At 40.4% G+C, this 21,597-nt stretch carries 14 protein-coding genes; all 14 read right to left on the reverse strand.

The features are described from left to right. Positions 1-1,086: 1,086 nt before the first annotated feature. The 14 genes from MNY66_RS07895 to MNY66_RS07960 all read right to left on the reverse strand — a co-directional run bounded on the left by MNY66_RS07895 (position 1,087) and on the right by MNY66_RS07960 (position 21,596). Positions 1,087-2,451, reverse strand: coding sequence for a VasL domain-containing protein (locus MNY66_RS07895; RefSeq protein ID WP_241501839.1), 1,365 nt, complete (start codon positions 2,449-2,451; stop codon positions 1,087-1,089). Positions 2,452-2,486: 35 nt separating this feature from the next. Then, positions 2,487-2,915 (reverse strand): type VI secretion system baseplate subunit TssE, encoded by a 429-nt coding sequence (gene tssE / locus MNY66_RS07900; protein WP_047257340.1) that lies wholly within the window; start codon positions 2,913-2,915, stop codon positions 2,487-2,489. After that, entirely contained in the window at positions 2,915-3,457 is a 543-nt protein-coding gene (tssJ, locus tag MNY66_RS07905) for a type VI secretion system lipoprotein TssJ (protein WP_241501840.1), read from the reverse strand. The genes tssE and tssJ overlap by 1 nt, the downstream gene beginning before the upstream one ends. A gap of 16 nt (positions 3,458-3,473) precedes the next feature. Then, positions 3,474-4,565 carry a type VI secretion system baseplate subunit TssG gene (gene tssG, locus MNY66_RS07910; protein WP_053908390.1) on the reverse strand — a complete coding sequence of 364 codons (1,092 nt, stop codon included), beginning with the start codon at positions 4,563-4,565 and terminating at the stop codon, positions 3,474-3,476. Beyond that, positions 4,529-6,292, reverse strand: coding sequence for a type VI secretion system baseplate subunit TssF (gene tssF, locus MNY66_RS07915; RefSeq protein WP_053908388.1), 1,764 nt, complete (start codon positions 6,290-6,292; stop codon positions 4,529-4,531). The genes tssG and tssF overlap by 37 nt, the downstream gene beginning before the upstream one ends. Before the next feature lie 24 nt (positions 6,293-6,316). Beyond that, a complete protein-coding gene (tssA, locus tag MNY66_RS07920) occupies positions 6,317-7,936 on the reverse strand; it encodes a type VI secretion system protein TssA (RefSeq protein ID WP_047257336.1) in 1,620 nt (539 codons plus the stop codon). Between the two features lie 20 nt (positions 7,937-7,956). Then, the gene (locus MNY66_RS07925) at positions 7,957-11,313 is read right to left on the reverse strand and encodes an ImcF-related family protein (RefSeq protein ID WP_241501841.1); all 3,357 of its coding nucleotides are present in this window, start codon (positions 11,311-11,313) and stop codon (positions 7,957-7,959) included. 1 nt (position 11,314) lies between these two features. After that, the gene (locus tag MNY66_RS07930; protein WP_241501842.1) at positions 11,315-12,403 is read right to left on the reverse strand and encodes a hypothetical protein; all 1,089 of its coding nucleotides are present in this window, start codon (positions 12,401-12,403) and stop codon (positions 11,315-11,317) included. 21 nt (positions 12,404-12,424) lie between these two features. After that, complete coding sequence (locus MNY66_RS07935; protein WP_241501843.1) at positions 12,425-12,682, reverse strand: PAAR domain-containing protein; 258 nt, start codon at positions 12,680-12,682, stop codon at positions 12,425-12,427. Positions 12,683-12,820: 138 nt separating this feature from the next. Further along, entirely contained in the window at positions 12,821-13,861 is a 1,041-nt protein-coding gene (locus MNY66_RS07940) for a T6SS immunity protein Tli4 family protein (protein ID WP_241501844.1), read from the reverse strand. A 64-nt stretch (positions 13,862-13,925) separates the two neighbouring features. Then, on the reverse strand, positions 13,926-15,671 hold the full coding sequence (locus tag MNY66_RS07945; RefSeq protein WP_241501845.1) for a lipase family alpha/beta hydrolase: 1,746 nt from the start codon (positions 15,669-15,671) through the stop codon (positions 13,926-13,928). 41 nt (positions 15,672-15,712) lie between these two features. Further along, positions 15,713-18,235, reverse strand: coding sequence for a type VI secretion system Vgr family protein (locus tag MNY66_RS07950; RefSeq protein WP_241501846.1), 2,523 nt, complete (start codon positions 18,233-18,235; stop codon positions 15,713-15,715). Beyond that, the gene (tssH, locus tag MNY66_RS07955) at positions 18,232-20,928 is read right to left on the reverse strand and encodes a type VI secretion system ATPase TssH (RefSeq protein WP_241501847.1); all 2,697 of its coding nucleotides are present in this window, start codon (positions 20,926-20,928) and stop codon (positions 18,232-18,234) included. Before tssH ends, MNY66_RS07950 begins: the two co-directional genes overlap by 4 nt. Positions 20,929-21,104: 176 nt before the next feature. After that, the gene (locus MNY66_RS07960) at positions 21,105-21,596 is read right to left on the reverse strand and encodes an Hcp family type VI secretion system effector (RefSeq protein ID WP_047254619.1); all 492 of its coding nucleotides are present in this window, start codon (positions 21,594-21,596) and stop codon (positions 21,105-21,107) included. Position 21,597 lies beyond the last annotated feature (1 nt).

Raw genomic sequence — 21,597 nt, forward strand, 5'->3', positions numbered from 1 at the left:
TATTTTCTCTGGGGGATAGGTAGGTTCCAATCAGTTATAATCCATAATCAAACAATAGACAAGGTTATTTAACGAGCTACTAGGTGCTTATTTACTTAGTTGATGATAATTAACTATAAATAATCATCAACTATATTTATGAAAGTAAATTGAGTTAACATCAAGATATACTCAATTAAACATTACTTTTAAATTCAATTATTAGTTTAATGTTATAAGTTATAATCACTGTGTTATTATAATTAGCACTTAAGATATATATAATATAAAACCAGTATTATTATATTAATGTTCATATTAATTATTTAACTTATAAGTGAACGAATAATAATAGGCTTTTATTGCCTTGGATTATATTTAATTAAACAAAATAACCAATAGTAAGCAATGTAAATATTTTTAAGGCGTCTATCTTATATCCATCAGTTTTAGTTACAACATACTATTGCATGCTATTTATACCCTATGCCAACACCGATAATATTATGAGCATCTCAAAGCTTTCCATGTTATTTAAGTGCTAAGTTTTTAATCAAAAGAGGGACTTTAAGAATGGAATATAGCCCCACGATTAAAGTGCTAAATGATAAAACGCATAAATAAAAACGATACAATTGAGTTGAGTAAGAGGAGGGCGCATGAGTGAATGGAAAGACTATAGCGTACAAAAGTTGCAGCTTCTTTATGGCTAAGTTAGCTCGATAAAAGCTTAAATTTTCATAGTGATAGGGTGTAATAATTAACGATAATACTTTCCTGAAGAAAAAAATCAAATTAGTGCATCCCTGCCGATAATGCTAGATTACTGCGTATTCTTCAAACAGAAGCACCATTATCTTTATGTTTTAAGCTTGATCCCATAATTTGGATAAGAAAATTATGGGAATAACTCAGCATGAGAGTAAATAATATCGAATAGTTTTTTTCTTATTCTGACTGATAGTGTTTCCTCTAATATTTATAGCACACCAATTAAATTAAGTCGTTGATTTGATATTGCACCAGCCTGATCTAAAAGCGTTTTAAATTAAAAATAGATAGCGAATTATAAAAATCGTTAGGGGCAATTTATAATGTGACAAAGTATTATTTATTTTGTTTGATCAACGCGTAGCGATTAAGTAATTGTTTAAAATGATTATCTATTCGTAGATATTCTGATTCAGGCACAATGCCGTTTAACTGCAAAGCCTCCAACCTACGCAACTCTTCCTCAAGCGGTAAACCTTGATTAAAATGCTGCCGAGCATTAAAAATAATCGTTTTTAGCTCAGAGCCGGTAATATAGCTGCGCGGCTTACCGTCTAAATTGTCTAATCGTATACTCAGATTATTTAATTGTTCCATCCCTTGGTTCCATTGTGTGAGTTGCTTTTCAGATACGGCATTAATTTGCATATTTTGTTGCCACTTGTCATTAAATAGCCTTATTTCAGGTGACTCTGAAAATTGAGTGGACAGGTAATTTATTGTTTCCAGTCCATATTGTTGCGCCCAAATAGGCGATATTGCATCTAATTCACTAAGATAATTATCAATAACTTTCAACTTATCATTGGGAAATGAATCAGCTTGGGCGTGGTTATATTTTAGCTGTTGGGTTAACTGTGAGGCGATGCTAGGCGTAAATTGGGGGAGAGCCGGTAATATTTGAACTAGTTCATTGCTCTTTTTCGATGTTGATAGGCTATACAGCAGGATCACACAGCAGACACTGGTGATTAAAATCCCTATCAGAAAGCCAATACCTATTCCTCGGCGATAGGAAGGTTGACTGCGTTTATCGGATAAAGCCGGCTTTTGAGTATTTGATGATAAAGTGGTTTTGATTGATACAGTAGGCTCCGTAATTTGTGTGTGAAATGTATTGGCAACCGTTTTAGTCGTTTTAGTGATATGCGGTGAAGGGGTAAAATTAGAATGCGGTGTATCGCAGCTTTCTAAGTTTCTAATTTGGCTGACTAATAAATTATGTAGCCGCTCAAGATTAGATAAATGTTTTAATTCTAATAATTGTAATTGCTGGCTGATTTTATCGAGTATAGATTCAGCCTGATATAAATAGGGTAAATCACTATAAACAGGCGTATTGCCTCGCAACCCCGAAATTAATTGCTGACTCAAAGCCGATAAAATCTCAATTCGCGCATGGGTTTGTAACGGCCAAAGGGCTTGCCAGTGTTGGCTAATTAAGCGTTCTAGTAAGGATAATCCTTCGTTTAAGCCATTTATCCCTGCTTGATGTTGTCGAATCAGAGTAAACCATGCGACAGTTTGCAGATCTGCCCCATTTTGATTGAATAAAGAGAGGCATAATCCGTGGGCTCTTGCCCAGTCAATATCTGGGCGAGCAGGATGAAAACGTTTATTCAGTTCTTCTTTTAAGGCTGCAAAATCGCTAAAGGAACGAGGGTCGCCTCCCACGTTTAAAGTCATTAAATCAGAATTCATAGTTATCTCGAAAAGTTAATAAGTCTATTTGTAGGCTAAATTTGATTGAATTGCTTTTTTAAATGGTGAAGCAAAATGCGTCCATCAGGGATAAACTCTGTGCCATAACGAATAAGGCCTTCTTCATGAAGTTCAATATCAAGGGCATAACGTAGCTCACCAAAGGTATTTTGAGGGAGTAAAACAAGAGAAAGTGATTTAATCCGCGGCTCATATTTTAAGAGAGTAGCAGATAAAATATTCATCATATTATGGGCTGTCCCTGGAAGGCCTTGGATGAGTAAGCTCATATCCGGTAATCCATAATCAGGGAGATGTTGAATACTCCCCGCCCTAGAATTTAAAATACGACGAATATTCTCCATTACAGAAATAATAACTTGATCACTTTCATCTACAGAATCAATAGGTAAGCCACCAGAAAAATAACCTGTTAGCATTTCATAAAGCGAGGGTTGGCTCATTATTTTAGGCCCTCTATTGGACTTAACGTTATCTTATGTTCGGTAAGGACGAGATGACGGGGAGTCTCTGGGAGTAATTGTTTTTTCGGGATTACGACGCGCCAATCATTTGTAATCAAATCAGGAGTATGGAACATAGCCGCGATAGCTACAAATTTAGTATCTTCTTCCATCGGCATGTCAACAGAGATTGATTCTCCAGGTCGAATACGGATATCTTTTTGTGCCACTAATTCGCTTTTTAAGGCTTCGTTATCGTTAGCGAATAACGTGGAATAATCACTATAATTAAAATTATCGATATTTTTCAATTGATAAATGCGAACTATCGTTGATAAGGGCAGTCCATTATCATCGGTATTCAAGGCATCGCGAGCAGTAAAATCTAAATGAACAACTTTGATCTGTTTATAGAAAATAGATTTTGCCACATTGCTAGTTCCATCACTGACGATTTGGGTTAGCCCACATCCGGTTAAATTAAACATTGTCGTTACCAGCAATAGGATACCGGTTAAGGTTAAAAAGTGATTTTTTTTCATCTGGTCGCTCTTTGCATTAGAATCGATAGTTAGCATATTGATTATGTTGCTGATGTTGTTGATGGGCTGGCAGTCGCTGATAATGTCCTAAACTAATCGTGATATCGGCTATGGTTGGATTAATGGGGGATTGTATTTTCATTACGGCTGTACGTCCAAGCTGAACGCCTAGAGATGATTTGGTCCTTAGCGTCGCATCCGATAGTAAGTTTCGAGGAAGCGTTAAACTTAGGCGAGCATTAACTCTAGCGCCTAGGTAAACATGTAATAATGCCATTAAGTCTTGATAAATACTCCCATCCGGTAGCCATCCTCGCGCTTCGTCACTATCTTGGGTATGAAGTTTTATCAAAATTTGACTATTAACATCTGTCGCGTATTGGCCCAATACGGGCTTGTTTTTTAGGCTAATCGGTTGTTTACATGATAGTGTGGTAACATTTTTTTGTTCAATTCTTCGCGGATCATAGGGGGATACAGTTGCTGTAGTATTCGGTGCTAATAACTGAATTAGCGATATGACTCCCTCGGCTGTACGCGTTGGTAAACGCATAGTTCCTAAAAGTGCCAAAAATCGAGAGAGAGGGGTTTGTACCTGATTTGCACTGCCGGGGATCCCTAAACCGATTAGCCCATATAAATATTTTGAGGTGTCGTCGATACCTCCAGTTTCAAATGTCGCTGGATAAGAATATTTACGCCAAATACGATAAAATTGGGTAGTCAGTCGATGATTGAAAATATCCAAAAAATCAGTGAGTGCATCAGTGCCGTCACGGTGTTGAGCGATATCATCGAGATAGGTTGTCGGTAAAGGGGAGGTAACACCGTATAAACCTAAAAAAGTAGTACGAATATTGGGGATTGTACTTTGTCGGTAGCGATGATCTTTATCGATCCCTTTGATTTCAGTTACTGGAAACCCCATTCCACGGTGCGGACGAAAGCGAATAGGATCTGCTTGCGGGCTTTGCGTGCTGCCTAATGGGGAGTGTGTTTTATGAGCTTGTTCAATCAATTGGCAAAAACGATAAAAATTAATTGAAGGCAGTTTCTCTCCCAGAGCTTCAATTACCGCAGTCGTTGAGGAGATTGATTTTCGGTCCATTGTAGGCATTTTCCAGTGGGCAAAATAAATAATGTAAGTTGATTAAATAAGTGAACATCGGTATAGAGTTCAAAGAAACGATTGAGCATTTCACCAAAGAGATGAATATCGCCTTCACCATTAAAGCCTTGGCTGTCTAAGGTAATATTAATCGCAATACCTCGCTGTAAAAAACCTTTCTCAAAGCGCTCTATAAGTTGGTGTTCGACATGTTGGATAGCATCTAATTGGCGTTTATTCATATCGTCATCACGCCAGTCATACAGTGCCAATGTACCGCGCAGAACTTCTGCATTGTCCATCATATTCAAAAAACTGGCGCCTAAGTGACTTAGAACTCGCCAATGAAAGCGATCTTCTACCGGAGGGTAACTCGGTAATGTTGGCTTGCATAAATTACGTACAGTTAACGAAAATTGAAGTGTTTGCTCGGTTCTATCTAACAAAGTACCTTGTAAAGATTTGCGAGGAAGTTGCCCGTTTGTTCCCGTCAATTGAAGTGATAAAGTTTGGCTTTCAAGTGCTTCATCAAGGTGATTATCTTCTCCGCCTAAAATAAGCCACGTGTCATGCAGCCCTGATACTCCTCGTTTGACCCGAGTATGATAATAATGCTCCGGGGCATTATGGCGTAGCATTCCCCCCCGATGACGAAAACTGGTAAAAGGTACATAGTTAATTTTTTGGTTACGTCTTGAACCTTGAACATTATCAACTGAATAAATTTCTGTATGGCCATCTTGTAAACGGCGAGGGCGTAATAGATATTCGCTTTCTAATCCATTAACAGTAAGTGGATCAGCCTCTACGTTGAATAGATTAATCACCGGAACACAGTGTAATTTTATATTGTCAGTATTGAGCGCTAAATCATCATCCCATTGGGTATTAAGTACAATATCGAGTTCAAATTGGCGTGTATTTTCTGGAAAGTGAACATCGCCTAAGCCGTGTAAATTGACGAATAAGAATTTCTCTCGAAAAGTAAAATATTCCAGTAATAGTTGATAACCACTGAAGGTTGTTCCTCCTTTTGGCCATAAGCTGTCTTGCTCACTAAACCCTCCAGGTGAAAACCACAGCGGCAAGGCAATACGTTCAGAAGCTGATGGGAGCTTTAAATAGGTTGCGGCAATATTCTTTGTTAGAGCGAGGTGTAATGCATATGTTGTAGGAATATCACCCGCTAAATAGAACGATAGAGCGGTTAATGGGACTTGTGACCAATCAATCATTTCACTGCATTGAAAGGTAAGCCGAAGTGTCGAGCGCCCATCAGGTTCAGTGGTTAAATTAACACCAGATAATTTAATGGGATCTAATGTGAGATTGCGCGTTGTGCGGTAACGACACACTGTTTTTTTTGGGCCAATAGGGCGTGATAATACTTCAAAATGCGCTGGAATTACGCTACGCACTTTCAATTGTTCAATATTAGGGGATAACTCAACAATCGACAAAGAAGGGATCGTTTGTAGATAGTGGGGCCATAATAAACTGACGAGTCCTTCCGTTAATTCAGGCAGATCATCATCAATTTTTTGGCGCAGTTGCCCCATGGAAAAAGCAAACCCTTCAAATAGCCGTTCAACAAACGGATCAGGAATGCCCGCTTTATCTAAGTCTAGTAGCGCAGCACGGTCAGGATGGGCCTGAGCGAATTCCTTCGCCGCCTCTCGTAGGTAGCGCATTTCTGCGTCATAGTAACGTAGCGTTAAATCATCCATTCGTTATTCTCTATTCGGTAAGTATTAAGGATATAATACGAGGGCTCTTACAGGGTCTAATCGTGTGAGTTCTGCCAGTAAATTTTTCATTTGTAAATGTAAGCCGCTTTTATCTGCTGTATTCCGCTGGGCTTTATTACGGAGTAAATGTAGCTGGCGTGCCTTTATTTCAAATATATAGTTCGGCTCCCAGTCAGATAAAGGCATGTGGCGGGCTTTTTCATCTAAATCTTGTAAAAAATTAAGCGCAAAGTCGTGGCGAGAAAACTGTTCAGCAACACGGGCGATGACCAGCTGTAATAACCATTTTTGACGAGGGTGACGAACTTCAGGTCGATTAATTAACCAAGCAATTGCTGTATCAATGCCCTCATTATCTGCTTGCACTAAAGCTTCTTGCTCAAGCGCGAAAATAGACTCTTCATCTGCGGGCGAAGTTTGATGAAAAGGTAAGTCATGCAGTCCTGAGGTATTTTCCTCAAAAATATGTTGCTTGATCCACGCTAATGTGACTTCGTCAGCGAAAGGCGTTCCATCTTCCCAAGCCAGTGTTTCCAGCCCAGGTAAACGAGTAAGAAACTGTTTTAAATCTGAGGCAATAACGGCGGCCCAGCCATCCCAAGGTGAAGGAGATTTACTCAGCGCTTGGTATAAATACCACTGCACATCAAGCCAAAAGTGATTAACTCCTTCAGCAAATAGACGATCAGCTTGTTCGGTTAGCTCTAACCAACTTTGCTGTAAGTATAAACGTTTAAGCTGTGCTCGAGCTTCTGTTCGAGGAGGCGTGAGGCGAGTACATCCGTGTTGATTTTGTGGAGGAGATTGATGTATCGTGTCCCAACGTACTGATTTCATTAATCTATGCCCGGCTAACCAACCGTTGGGTTGATTGCGTAAATAGCCCGCTAACACTTTAGCTTGATCAAGAAGCTCACGCCCTGATTGAATCGGTGAAATCGAGCTTTGGCTTGTCGATAATATGGATGTGGAGGAGACATTTTTGAGATCAGATGCTTTGATATTTTGAGGTACAACACTGTTTGCGCCCCCTGACTGAGCCAATCTTTTTTCAAGTGCCCGTAATAAGGGGGAAATTTGAGGGCGACAGTTTTCTTCCCATGTAGTGAATTCGTCTACAATTATCCCCAACAGTGCCACAATACGTGAAAATTCCTTGTGATCAACTTCAGGGTAAAGTGACAAGCTATCTAATACTCGTTGACCCGCTAACCATTCTAATGCAGATTTTCGACTGTTCGGACGAGCCGGTAATAATGTATCGTGATAGTGACTTAGAAAACCTGCGAGCAAACCCAGTGAGTCAGCTAAGCCCGCTTCTCCCTCTTTATGTAATCGCGCCCAAATATAATAAGTAACCACCCGAACATCTTTACAGACGGTGGTGAGTAATTTCTCGGCAAGTGAACATATGAGTTCAGTATCTGCCCCAGACAGTTTATTAACTTCTTCACGCATGCGCTCAAAATCATCATCATATCCGGGATCTTCTCCGACGGGAGAATCAGGCGTGATTGGCAATAACCAACGCTCCCAAAGAGCAATTTGTTGTTGAGCAATGGATTTTTCATCTTGGGGATGATCGGTAAAACACGATGTTCGTAGTGCGGTTAATACGGGCATAGCTCAATATCCTTCACACGCTAGTCTAAAAAGATTTTTTTAGGTAAAACAAAATTACGCAGTTTTAAGAGCGCTAATGGGCCGTTACCTACTTCAGTACGTAACACGTATGACAGTGTATTCCCCCCGAATGTTTGCCACGATACAGTATAGCTGCTGGTGCTTCCGGCATAAGGGGCCAGAGTGGCAGATTCTAATAGGCGAATAATCCCCCAGACTCCGCGATAATCGGCGTAGAGCCGAGAGCCAGAAGTGGTGGTCATCCAACTTAGGGATGCGCCTGATGCAATAGTATCAGCAGGCCACACAAAGCGTTGCCACTCAGGGGATTGGTTATCGTAAATTAGTTTTTGTTTATCAATAACTAAAATAGTTTGCATGACATTTTTACTGGTCGCGGGGCGCATTTCAAAATACAGCCGAGCTTCACCGTTGGCAAAGGCGATATCACCGAGAGTGCTAAGAGTATCGAGCGCGGTTAAAAACTCTGGATTAAAGCGTAATCCTTGAGAGTGAGTACTATTAGGTACCCAACGATTGCCTTCTTTACGTAAAACACCTTGCAAACGTGTCTCTAAGAAGCGTTGAATACGTCCGTTATCAGGGCGTAGATATTGCGCCATCAACGGTAAAGAGACTTCACTTTGTGTATTTTTAAAGGGATAGCGACCACCAAATGCACTGTTCCATTCATTGACAATAGCATTTTGCCATTCGTTATTAATACCTTCAGCGGTCGGCATTAATAATTGCTGCCAAGCTTGGGTCATCGGCTCGACTAGCAGTGTTTCACCAAAACTATGCCACTCTTGACCGAGACCTGCGGCAATCAGACTGCCATAATCCCTTGTTTCAGAAAGATCTACCGTTTTCCCTTCAAATACGCTTTGCGCCAACGCTTGGGACATAGCTTGAGGATCTGGGGCATTCATCACTTGTTGCAGTTTTAAACGCACACGAGTCACACGCGTTAAGTAAGTCTGTAAACTTAAATTATCGTTGTTTGCGGTGCTAGATTGTGGATCAGTGAAATTTAAAATTGGGCCAAAAACATCCTCAAGAGGACCGGTAAACTCAGCTTTTTGGCTGATAGTGGGTTTTTTCTCTTTATTAATCAGCTCTTTCGCTGAATTAACAAAGGAATCAGTTAGCTTTTCTTGTTGCCGGCCTGTTTTGCCTTGATATGACAAAGTATTCATTAATGCAATAACCGGAGATTGGCGAACATCACTCATTAAAGTTAATTGATCAATAGTGTCGGATAAATTCTCCGTTTTTCGCCATTGCAAACTATTGAGAAAGTTAAGCCAACTGCCCGAAAAATCGGAAAAATAACGGTCAGTTAAACGTTGCTTCAATTGTTCCGGTGAGATCTCGCTATCTATACTTTTTTGACTATCACTTAAGACCCAATCGATTTCATCACGACGTGCTTCAACTGCTTGTTTTATTGCAGGTTCAATCGATTCTTCCCATGCTTTGCGGGTAAAAATCCCCGGAATAAACTGCTCCGTACTGAACAGAAAGTTAACATCAGTCTCTGCAACCATTTCATTTAAGGTTAAATCTGCATAGTTATATTTAGCTTGTTGAAGAATTTTTTGATACATCGCCGATTCACCGCTGCGTTGACCAATTTGGCGAATAAGCAACGTGCGACTACTGCTGATTAAAGAACGATTAGGTGTTATTGCCCACGCTGGATGTTGAGGTAATTGCTGGGCATAAAACATCAGTAGTTCTCTGCCTATGGTTTGCCACTCTCCGGTCTGTTGAGGGTTATTACCCAAGGTAGCATCAATAAAAAAGCGCGGATCCATACGCTCGGGAGTACTCATCATTAAGTAGGCTTTGAGTGCTTGATAGGCTCGAGGCGAAGCTTCAGCACGTTCAGTACTCTCAGGCGGAAGCTGGGCGAATGCCTGTAATTGCTGGGTTAATTCTTGAAGGAGATTGTCTCGCAGCAAGGGCAACAACGATTGTTGATACACAGGCCACAGTTGTGCCAATAACGCATTATTCTGATTAAGCCCAAAACGTAGCCATAATGGAACGTAAGTATGCTCTCGGTGATCCAACAGTCCTAAGATTTGTTGAAAGTTATATTGTGCATTTAATCTTTCAGATTCAGATAGTTGCGGATTAATAGCAACTTGGGCATTGTGCATACTTTGATTAATAAGCTGACGATTGGCGATATAAGCAGTGATCATTCCAATCCCCCATAACGCCATTATCGTAGCCGTAGAGTATTGCAATACACGTTTACCATTAAGGCCTAAAGCGGCGGGTTTTAGCTCAGGGGCTAATTCAGCTTGGATACCAAGCCAACTATGCCACCGGCTATCAGGTTGCCAACTGTGATTAACACGTTGATTTCCCACGGTAATTACAGGTGTGCTGAATGCTATGCCTGCAATAGGTAGCGCGCGAGTCCTTGAAAATAGCGGTGTTAATGTCACCGCCAGTTGTTCGCTACCGCCCGATTTCAAATATTGGGCTAATGTCAATAAATAAGTGTGTTCGGGATGCTGCAATAATGCCTGTGTGCCTTGAGTATTTAATCCAGATAATAAGGTTAATAAAGTAGGTGAGAGGGTATCTGGTGAGATATTAGGTTCAGTGAGACATAGCACGGAAGGCATATTCTCAGCAGCAATCGCTTTATTGTCACTTACACTCCACATCCACACGGGAGCACGCCAGCCGAGTGCTTGGAATAAGTGATGTAAATAGCGTCCTGCGATATCTGCTGTGGCGGTATTTAAGTTAATAAATCCAATACGATTATCCAGCGGAACAGAGGATACGTTATTTTCAGTCACCCAAATAATCCCGTCCAGAGGACGACGGCGACGCAGTTGTTTTAGGGTATCCAGTCGCTCAGTATCTACCGATGCATCCATTGAATTTCTGCCAATATCTCCGCCATAAATAAGCAAGGTGCCATCACACTCCTGCCAGATTTCCTGGGTAAGATTCGGAGCCAGTTTTTCGACCGCAGAGTGGGAACCGATGAGCAACTGAATGGAGACTTTGGAATGCCAGAATGTACCATATTGACGACGCAGTGATTGAATAATCTCATCACACAATAGACTAAAATTATTAGTTTTAATATTTAAAACCACCGAGCTAGTCTGTGGCTTAAATTCTTTTTGTTGTTGCTTTTGTGAAAATTTATTTTTTATAGGATAAAAATAAATACCTAATAATGCAATCATACTTAATGTCGGTATTCCGATATAGAATGGTTTTAAATCAAATGGTTTATATTGATAAGTTACATATAAAACGATTGATAAACTAATAAATAAGACTAAAAAGATCACAAATAGCTTCCCGCGAGGAAAGCTTGCGGATATTTTATTTTTCATATTAAGACCTACGAATGTAAACCGCGTAACTGGCACCATAAGGATTTGGGTGAATAAGGACTTGGTCTGTTTCTGTTTTTGATGATATTTCTGATACGAGTGAAAGGTACGTTAAAAATGCATTAGAATGAGGTATTGAATACGATAATGCTAAAGAATGAATAGGATTATGCTTATCAAACTCAATATTTTTTTCGGTGTAAGTAATTAGAAGTTTATCCACTAAATCTTGTTTGTTATCTGTTATCCAGGTCTGAAATTTATTTTTTTTTGATATTTCGCTGTAATCAATATATTTTATTATTTCATCATCTATGCTTTGAATATCTATTTCCATTATTCTTTCTACTTTTATACGTGCATTATTTAAACTTATAACTTTACTGTTTGTTGAAAATAATTGAGCTGAAATAAATTCGCTATATTCTGCTTTAGATTGGATGGTTACAATTAAAAATGTATCACTTTGTTCGATATCGTCATAGATAGAAAAAACATCTTGATAGCGAGGTGATTTAATAGGCTTTATCTGCCAATTTTCATAAATTAAATTTTCATTACTATTACTATTGTTGCTATCGAAGATATATATTTTAGAGAGATAGAATCGATAATTTGGACACTGTCTTTCAAGTTTCTCATCGATTGCCACAATTAAATTTTTATCTAATTGTATATTATTGAATAAACGACGAGGTTTATCTGGAAACATCGGAACAGCTTCAGCTTTTTGCAAAAATACATCAGTACCGTCTTTATCAGGGGTATAGATAACATTCGCGATAGAGGTTATGGAAGATTGACACCATGCTTGCCATTCCTTTTTTGTAATTTCTTTCTCTTTTTCCCAGTTGTGGCAGGTGATCACGGAATGTTGGTAACGAACGTATAAAAAACTGATACATGTAAAAAAGAGGAGAGCGATAATGGGGAATGTAATAAATAATAATCGTGTTTTTTGCTCTGCCGTTAATGTGACACTATAAGTATAAATTGCAGTAATAATCGTTACAAAAAAGATGAATATAATTTTATAGTTAGGTTTTTCTATGGGGTTTTTATTTGGGATAGAGGGGATCTTCCAATACATTGATTCGATATCCTTGTCTGCTTATTTTGTATGAGTTGTGGGCTCCGAGCTGATCACCCGACACCCACATGCACATAGGCACTGATCCACTACAATGGCAATACCATTATCAAAAGCGGAATCAGCCCCTTCTATAATGGTGTTATTTCCGTGTTTAGGGCAGGAAATAAGATCCCCAACGAGTGCAACTTGTTTACCATCAATGTACATCGTGGATGAAGCCGAGAGCACATGGCCTCCATGAGTATTTTTGTCACCAAGACAGACAAATCCTTTCATAATAAACCTATTTATTAGAAGTAAAGTGAATATTTTCAGTGGAACTAGAAGCGTACATTTTAATGAAGAAGTAGATTATAAGAACCTATGTTTTTTATTTATTATTTTTAAATCGTTTAAATATCATTGTTGCAAAGATTAAAACGCATTCGGTTTATAACGCAGAGAACCAACAATTCGATCCCATATTTCGACCATTTGTGTATCACTGTATGAAGTAAATTTATTTCGATTATTCATAATAATATATAATTTAGGAAGTGTTAAAGAACCCGTAGCTTCATTGGCAGTAAACGTAAAGAAATAATATGGCAAACTGGGGAGCCTTTTATTTTCCGATTTTGAATAAACTTCTTGTTTCCCTTTTACAAGCCATTCTTGTGAAGGGATATTACTGGGCGATAAGTTTCCTTTCTTAATTGTTTCCCTATTTTGATGACGTATGGCTGCATTTATCTCAGTACTTCGGTTAAGCAAGGTATCATTGGAGCCTGCAAAACGATTGTCCGACTCAACCGAGAGAATAAACTCTCCTATATCGTAAACAAAAGAAATATCCTGTTTCGGAATCTCGCTATCGTCTAAAATAAAACCATTTGGGATACAAACGCCTTTTTCTGTTGGGATCTCATGATCTAAACGCCCTTGTAATCGAGTAATTAACGACTGCATAGCCGTTAATTTAGTAAATCTAGTATTTGTTTGCGCTTCCGTAAATTTTGATATTTCGATATAAGATTTTTTTTCTTTTTCATATTTAGGTGCGGATAAATCTAAGATGTCCGTAGTAATGGTAAAAGCGATATGATTCACATAAACATGAGCTTCCAGTGTTCTATACGCATCATCAGAACCCGGTTGATTTCTATCAAAAATAACCCCTTTTCCTTCGGGAAGTAGAATAACTTCCTTCAGCACAGGTGCATTTTCTGTGCTAGTTTTCCATTCCTGTAACTCTGCTTCACGTAACTCAATGCGTTGTTTAAATGACGGCGGGTAGATAAACTGACTTTCAATTTTAAAGTCACCGATATAGATACTATTATGAAGCTGGTTATTAAAAGATTCAGGAACATCGATCACATAACGCCCAATACATTGCAGTTTGGTTTGTTGAAATAAAGTATCTATCATCACGCTTTCCTTATCTGTTAGTTGATTATGGGTTTGTTGTTCCATAAAAAGAATGAGGCCAACAAGTATCATTATCACGACAAATGTGGCTACACCCCAATAGAGGTTTTTAGTTAGCCGCACAGATATCTACCTCTTGCACCATCTTAACGATAGCTCTTAATGTAAACTGGATAGCATATCGCTTTTTGATATCACTAAGATTATCAACAGCATAGGCATTTTGATGATCCACGTCAGTGGCAAAACTACTTTTTACACAAGGGCTTTTTATAATATCGGCTAAAGATTCTATAGGTACGGTACCATCACCAGACCCTTTAGATGATTCCAATATAAATTGCTTATATGACATACCGCTTTCGGAACCCATTTTTAATGCTGTAGTAGAATCAATTTCACCATAACGCAGTACACGTCGGTTATTTTCTTTAGGTTCTGGAAAATAAGGGCGGCCAGAATACGGATTCATATAGGCTTTTCCTTCAATTTCTTTTTTCCAAATCAGATAATTGTCTGACTCAATTTCTGTGCCATAAAAAATATAAGTATTTGGGTGGTACTGACCTTTTTCTTGATGCACCATGAATTTTTTAACTTTATTTCTCATCAATAGGGTATAATTCTCCCAGTTGATATTTATTGTTGTTACATTCTTATCGAGGATGTCAGGCTCGTATAATCGCCACCATACATCGTTGCGTAAGTAAATTTCATTAAAAGGATCGAATTTTCCTATATTGGCATCTACAATAGAGGGATAGCTGCCATGGTCTTCGATAGTAAGCCATGGGGATTTGTATTTAGGGTAAGGAAGAAGTTGGAGTGGTGCAGGGGAAAACGCAAGGACAGACATGAGCTCCTCTGCTGTAGAGCCTAATACCGCCCCAGCGATACCTTCTTGCGCAGCACCTACCTTCATTCGACGATATGCTGCTGGAGACCCTAAATCAGGAATCACGCCATGTACAACGCCTAATACTTTATCTTGGCATCCTTGAAATGAACCTTCTGGTGGATTCATCGCATAACGCGCAATCAGTCCACCCATTGAATGGGTCAAAATAATGACTTTTTCAATGGCTAGACCATATCCATGTTCATTTCTATAAGTATTTAAAACCTCATCAATATAGGTCGTCAGATTATTAGCAGAAGTAGCATTGTCTTCTAGCCAGTTATAACCAAAAACATGAACAGAAAATAAAAAGTGCTTAAAATGTTTCAATTCTTTCTCTGTTAGTAAAGTTTCATTTGTTCCGCCAATAGGATGATCAATAAGTTGGCTTAGAGCACCTTTAGTATTAAAGTAATTTTGTATTTTTTCAGCATCATCATTTTTCACCATATTCAATAAATCTTTTTGCCAATCATCCATTAAAGAAGCTTGCAATACTTCAAGAAAAGAACCGTAACTTAAAAATAGTGCTTCTCCCCAACGGCGTTTTTCTCTTTTAGGCAACATCTTGCCATCATCACCAAAAGGGGAATATACACTTGGCATATATCGCCCACTATTATCAACAAGCGTAGACTCAACATTTAATATTTCTCGCCTTTTTTTTCCATCTAATTGGGTCAGATAGAGCGTGTCCATTCCCATAAACATGTCAGCCCGCCAAATGGGTTCTTCATTTTTTGTATCTTTAAGATTGGTTCCCATAATCCCAGGAATAAAAATAACAGGGATAACTTTGGTTGGCGGCACAATACACTTCGCTTCGGCATTTAGGGATTTGTGCTGTAATTTAATGTCAATCCAACTACATTTTCCATTTTCATCCCACTGAGGTAAGTGATAGGAAACGTGTTGGCATTCATTGGGTGTTACTGACCCGTTTGATTTATCTGTCATAAAAGTTCCTAAGAATAATTTCGCTGACCGTTAGATAGCCATTACTTATCATCAAGTTTAATGTCTAGTTGATCTAACCCTAAGCCCTTATGTTCAGATAAATTTCCTTGGGTATCAGTAGTCGTCGTACTTTTTGTACCTTCAGCATAAATACCTACAGGTTTGGGTTGACGGGAGCTATTTAGATCGGCTAAATCAACCAATTGAGGCTTAATCGCGAACTCAGAGCTTTCCCATGATTGCATTGCTTCATTGATACTCTGCCCGCCAAATTTTTGCCAGACAGCCCCTCGCTCGATGATTTTATCGGGTGCGGCACATTCCACCGTACCATCGGCAATGCGAATATAGCCACCACCACTGGTTAAGATAATTTCCTTTTTAGCCTTGATGATGACTTTGCCATCATGGCTACTGATGCTTAAATCCTTCAAGGCATCTAATGACATTTCATCATGCTGAGCCTCAATAGCGATTTTCCCTTGGTTTGCAAAAATTTTTATACCGAGCTTTTGAGCAAATAAGCTAATGATTTCGCCTGCGGCAACGGTAAACTTTTTGGCAATACTAAAATCGGCATTATTACTAGCCGTGTTGATAATATTTTCGCCTGCCGATGTTTGAATACTTTTAGGCGATGTATGGGCAATACCTGCTGGAGAGGAAATAAGCAGGGCTGATTGCTGAAGTTCATTGAGTGTTTCAGACAGAAACTCTTTTTGTGTTTGTAAATCAGCCAGCTCAGCTTTTGCAACATTAGCGGCTTCTTTGAGGGACTCGGTTAACTGTTGTGCCTGTTCTAACTGAGCAATGGCTTCTTCCATCGCTAGCACTTTACCGCTAGCTTTTTCTTGCTTATCGGTGGAGATAAACAATCCTTTACCCGCACGGATTGCGCCCCAGCTGTCGGTGCGTAACTCGAAGCCATCGCCGCGTGGTTGGCGTTTGTCATCGACTAAATGTCCTAGATTTAGCTGGGATTTTCCGCCATATTCAGTACTGAGCTTAATGTGTTCCTGCCCGCGTTTATCCTCCATGCGCAGTTTATTATTGGCCGGCGTGCGGATCACATTACGCGTATTATTTTTATCAGTAACGTGATCCGGATGGCGGGAATCATGGAGGGCATGGGCGATATATGGGCGGTCAGGGTCACCTTCATGGAAGGCAATCGCCACTTCGGTGCCTTGGATCAGTGGAAAGTGCATGCCGTAAGTATCGCCGGCGTAGGGTTGCGCCAAGCGTACCGGCATACTTTCATAGCCTTTGGCTTTTTGATCACGATCGGCGTCGAATTTAACCCAATAAAATCCATGTTCATTTTGATGCGCATAGATATCATTTTCTTTGGCGCTAGTGACGCGTGCCATTAAGGTTCCGGCAATTACCGGGCGAGGCTTGAGAATAGGGCGCCAACAGAGAGCTTCAGTATAGGGCACAGCATCAAAACGAACGGTTAAGGCGGTATCTCGGCTGGCAGTAAAGCGCAGTCGAGTGATCAAAATAGGGGCTTTGAAAACAGACGGTAAGCTTGATAAAGGAACATTATCTTGAATACTTAATACCAACAAGGGGGTTAGGTCGGCAGCGCTGCTTTGTCCGCGCAATAAAGTTTGGCGAGCTAAGAATCGTTCATGGTCAAGGCGAGCCCAGAAATTAGCCGTTTCAGCTTTAGGATGCAGCTTATCCCCGCGTGCTAGGTGACGCGGACGATAATGATAGACATCGCCATAATTAATCTCTTCGCCATCACCAAGCGTCATGTCTGTTACAGCGGAGATCATGGTGTCTTCTGCTAATCGATGGTTGTAATCTTTGGCGAATACACTATTTTCAACAATTTGATGCCGCAGTGAAAGTCCCCATACACTATCAGCAGAGTTATCACTCATTCCTGAAGGGCTATTAAGTGGTAATGATTTATCATACACATAGCCGCGTTGGCTATCAGTAAAATAAATGACTTCAGTTTGAGTATCATCTTGTAGACCAAAACGATAAAAAATTCCCACTTCACTCAATAAACGTTCAATAAATTGTTTATCGCTTTCATTTATTTGGTTGATTTGCTCACGTTTAGGGTAGGTTTGTTGTAACGTGAATTCAAACTCCCAGCCTTTAAAATTATGTTCTCGGAGTATTTGTTCAACCACTTCAGGAATCGATTGGTTGATAAAAAAACGATGTGAGCGAATTTCATGGCGTAGTAGCGCAAAAAACGGTTCAATGACTAATTGATAGCGCGCTTCATCCGCGGAGCCAGACAAGCGGCGAAAATCTGTAACGGTGCCATGGATACGTTTAGCTACCGTATTTGGGGATATAACGCCTCCCGCAAGATTTGAGGGGGGAGCAAAGGTTAAATTGGCACTGCGGCGCAACAGTTGTTGCGGTGAGAGATCTTGTGCTGAACAAGTAAAGGTAATTTGATAACGATAGGTGTCACTAATGGCTTCACGCCCCGTGAAATGCTCAACATCGAAATAATCAGCACAGCCTTGTACTTCAAGATGATAACGGTTTTGGTTTTGGAGTAAGATTTTTGAGGGTTCAGTTAATCTCATAAATTATTCTCCAGTAGTTGGCTATCTTGCGCCGACGATGTATTCATCTCACCACTAAAGCTCAAGGTAATACCGTCTTCATCGTTAAAGCTTAAGGTCAGAGTTTGTGCGAGTAATTGGTTTTCTTGGCGCATTAATAATTGCTGGCTGAGTACCGGTAATATTTGTTGATTCAGTAAGCTATCAATATTACGAGCCCCGGTATCCGGTAATAGGCAGGCACTAACTAACGCGTCGTATAGCGTATCTTCGACAATGCCGGTTAAGCCATAATGCAGTTGTAAGCGCGCCATTACACTATTGAGCTTCATTTCGACAATAGTACGTAGTGCCGTTTGCCCTAATGGACGATAAATTAAGGTTTGAAAACGGGCAAGTAAGGCCGGCTGGAAATGATCACGTAAGGTGGGGCGCAGCAGTTCTTGAAGTTCACCGTCAGTCGACTCAGGGAATTCTTCGAGTTGCTGCATTAATAAATCGCTGCCTAAGTTCGCGGTCATTAAGATAACGGTATTACGAAAATCAATTTCACGTCCTTCGCCATCGCGCATAAAGCCTCGGTCAAACACTTGATAAAACATGTTTAATACATCGCGGTGAGCTTTTTCCACTTCATCGAGCAACACCACACTGTAAGGGCGTTTGCGTACGGCTTCGGTTAAAATTCCGCCTTGGCCGTAACCTACATAACCTGGAGGTGAGCCTTTTAATTGGCTAACCGTATGAGCTTCTTGGTATTCCGACATATTAATGGTGATTAAGGCTTTTTCGCCGCCAAAAAGTTGGTCAGCCAAGGCGAGAGCCGTTTCGGTTTTTCCGATACCACTAGGTCCGACGAGCAGAAACACGCCTTGCGGACCATTTTCTGAGGTTAAACCTGTTCGTGTCGCTCGTAAGCGTTGGCCTAGCGCAAGTAGGGCATGGTTTTGCCCCACCACGCGCTGGGCTAAATTAGCTTCTAATTCCAATAAGCCCGTTTGTTGGTCTTTCAATAAACTGGATAAGGGAACACCGGTCCAGTCGGCAATCACTGTAGCAACTGTTCGTACATCGACATCGGGAGTGATCAGTGGCTCATTTTGCTGAACTTGGTCTAGCTGAGATTGAATTTCGCTGATATCTTGCGTTTGGCGGCGTAGCTCCATTAACTCGCTGATCAGATTTTTCTCTTGTTCAAAGCGTTGTTCTAGTTCCGCCAGTTGTATGGCTATTTGGGCATCTTGAGTCACTAATCCGCTAAGTAAAGATTGATTAGTGGTGTTACCAATGGTCAGATCATCAAGAATGGCGTGTTGCTCAAGTTTTAGTGCATTACGTTTAGTTTTTAAATACGTTATTTCTTCAGGTTGTGTATCAAGACTCATGCGAATACGTGCACTCGCAGTGTCGAGTAAATCCACGGCTTTATCGGGTAATTGGCGGCCAGGGAGGTAACGACGTGATAGCGTGACAGCCGCTTTAACGGCATCATCCGTAATATGCACACCATGGTATTTGGCATAGCGAGATTTTAATCCACGCAGCATCAAAAAAGCTTTTTCATCATCCGGTTCATCGACTTTGACCACCTGAAAACGGCGTTCTAAGGCAGCATCGCGTTCAAAATACTGCTTGTATTCAGACCAGGTAGTCGCCGCAATTGTTCGGAGTTCACCGCGGGCAAGAGCAGGTTTTAATAAGTTAGCCGCATCGGCGCCACCGGCTTGGTTACCCGCCCCGATAATGGTATGGGCTTCATCAATGAATAACAAAATTGGCGTAGGAGATTGCTGGACTGCTTCAATCACATTTTTGAGACGTTGTTCAAATTCACCTTTAACCCCCGCGCCGGCTTGCAATAGCCCTAAATCTAAGGTTCGCAGAGCAGTAGTTTGTAAGCTAACGGGCACATTTCCTTCGATAATACGTAACGCTAAGCCTTCCACTAAGGCGGTTTTACCCACCCCAGGTTCACCTACTAAAATTGGATTGTTTTTACGGCGACGGGAAAGAATATCGACCATTTGACGGATTTCATCATCTCGACCAAAAACTGGATCAATCGCACCTTCTCGTGCTTTTTCTGTGACATCAATGGTGAATTTATTCAGTACCGCAAGTAAAGCTTCGTTCAATGTATTACCCATCAAGTTTGGTGTTGTCGTTTCTTCTGTTAATGGGCTATCAAGCGGAGTTTCTCGGCCAATGACTTGATTATGTGCAGCAAGTTGTTGCAGGTCTGGACGCTCATCCGATTGGGCGTCAAGCACGGGCCTTAAGCGCTGAAGTTGAGTGGTACTTAACGTCATTAAAGGCCATAAGTTGTCGTTAGGTAGCAGAGAAGGCTGCTGAGTAATGGCGGATAATAAATGTACGCTACGAATATGTTCAATATCTTCATCCAGTGACGCGATTATCCACGCCTGTTGGATTAGATTAAGTAGAGGTTTAGATAGACAAGGACGGCTATGAATGGAGCGCGGTAAATTATTGATTTCATTTAATAAGCTTTGCCAAAGAGCAGAAATATCCCATTCGTAGCGGCGAGCTAACACGGTGAGATCACTTTCACCCATTTCCAATAACTTGAGCAGCCAATGTTCAATGGTGATTTCCGCATGTGCTCGTGTCTGGCATAACGAAGCCGCTGCCTCTAAGGCGCTGGCACAGTAAGGATTTAGGCGACGTAATAGCATCACGGATGAATTATCCATATTCTCTCTCTCGTATTGGGGGGTGAAAACGTATTTTTTAGGCGCAGTAAGGCATGCTACCGCCCATAACCGTTAACCGAGGTTCATTGGGTATTAATGATAAATTGTGTTTTATGTGTTTCATCAATATGCCAGTAAGCATAAAAAAGCAGGCGACAAGCGCCTGCGAGGATTAATTAAGCGGTTGCACGCTCATTCCATGAGTCGGAATGAATGATGTTGCCGTCTTTGTAGGTCCAAGTGATTTTTTCGTAACGCAGCTCAAGTTCTTCTAAGTGGTTATGTTTTTCTTTGCCCGGATCTTTAATGTCATGCATTTTAGGGGCGACTTTGACGACTTTGACGTTTTCAAGCTTAGTATTGAAATACTCAACTTCTTGGCCCGCATCATCAATGCGATACCATTTAAATTCAGCTTCTTTCAACGTTTGGCCTGTGGTTACGGCTTTATATAAATACGGACTAGACGCATCGATTTCTTTGACAAAAATAAATGGCGTATGAATACGCGTACCCGTCAATTTACCGGTATTGTTATCTGTCGGGATATAAAGGCTGTGGTCTTGTGCGACAACTTCAATACTTCCTTCGCGATCTTGTACATTGACAGACCCTTTAATGTCCGCACCACCATCATCTTTCAGCCATAAATAAACAGGAATAGCCATA

It is taken from the genome of Moellerella wisconsensis (assembly GCF_022592395.1).
Classification (GTDB): domain Bacteria; phylum Pseudomonadota; class Gammaproteobacteria; order Enterobacterales; family Enterobacteriaceae; genus Moellerella; species Moellerella wisconsensis.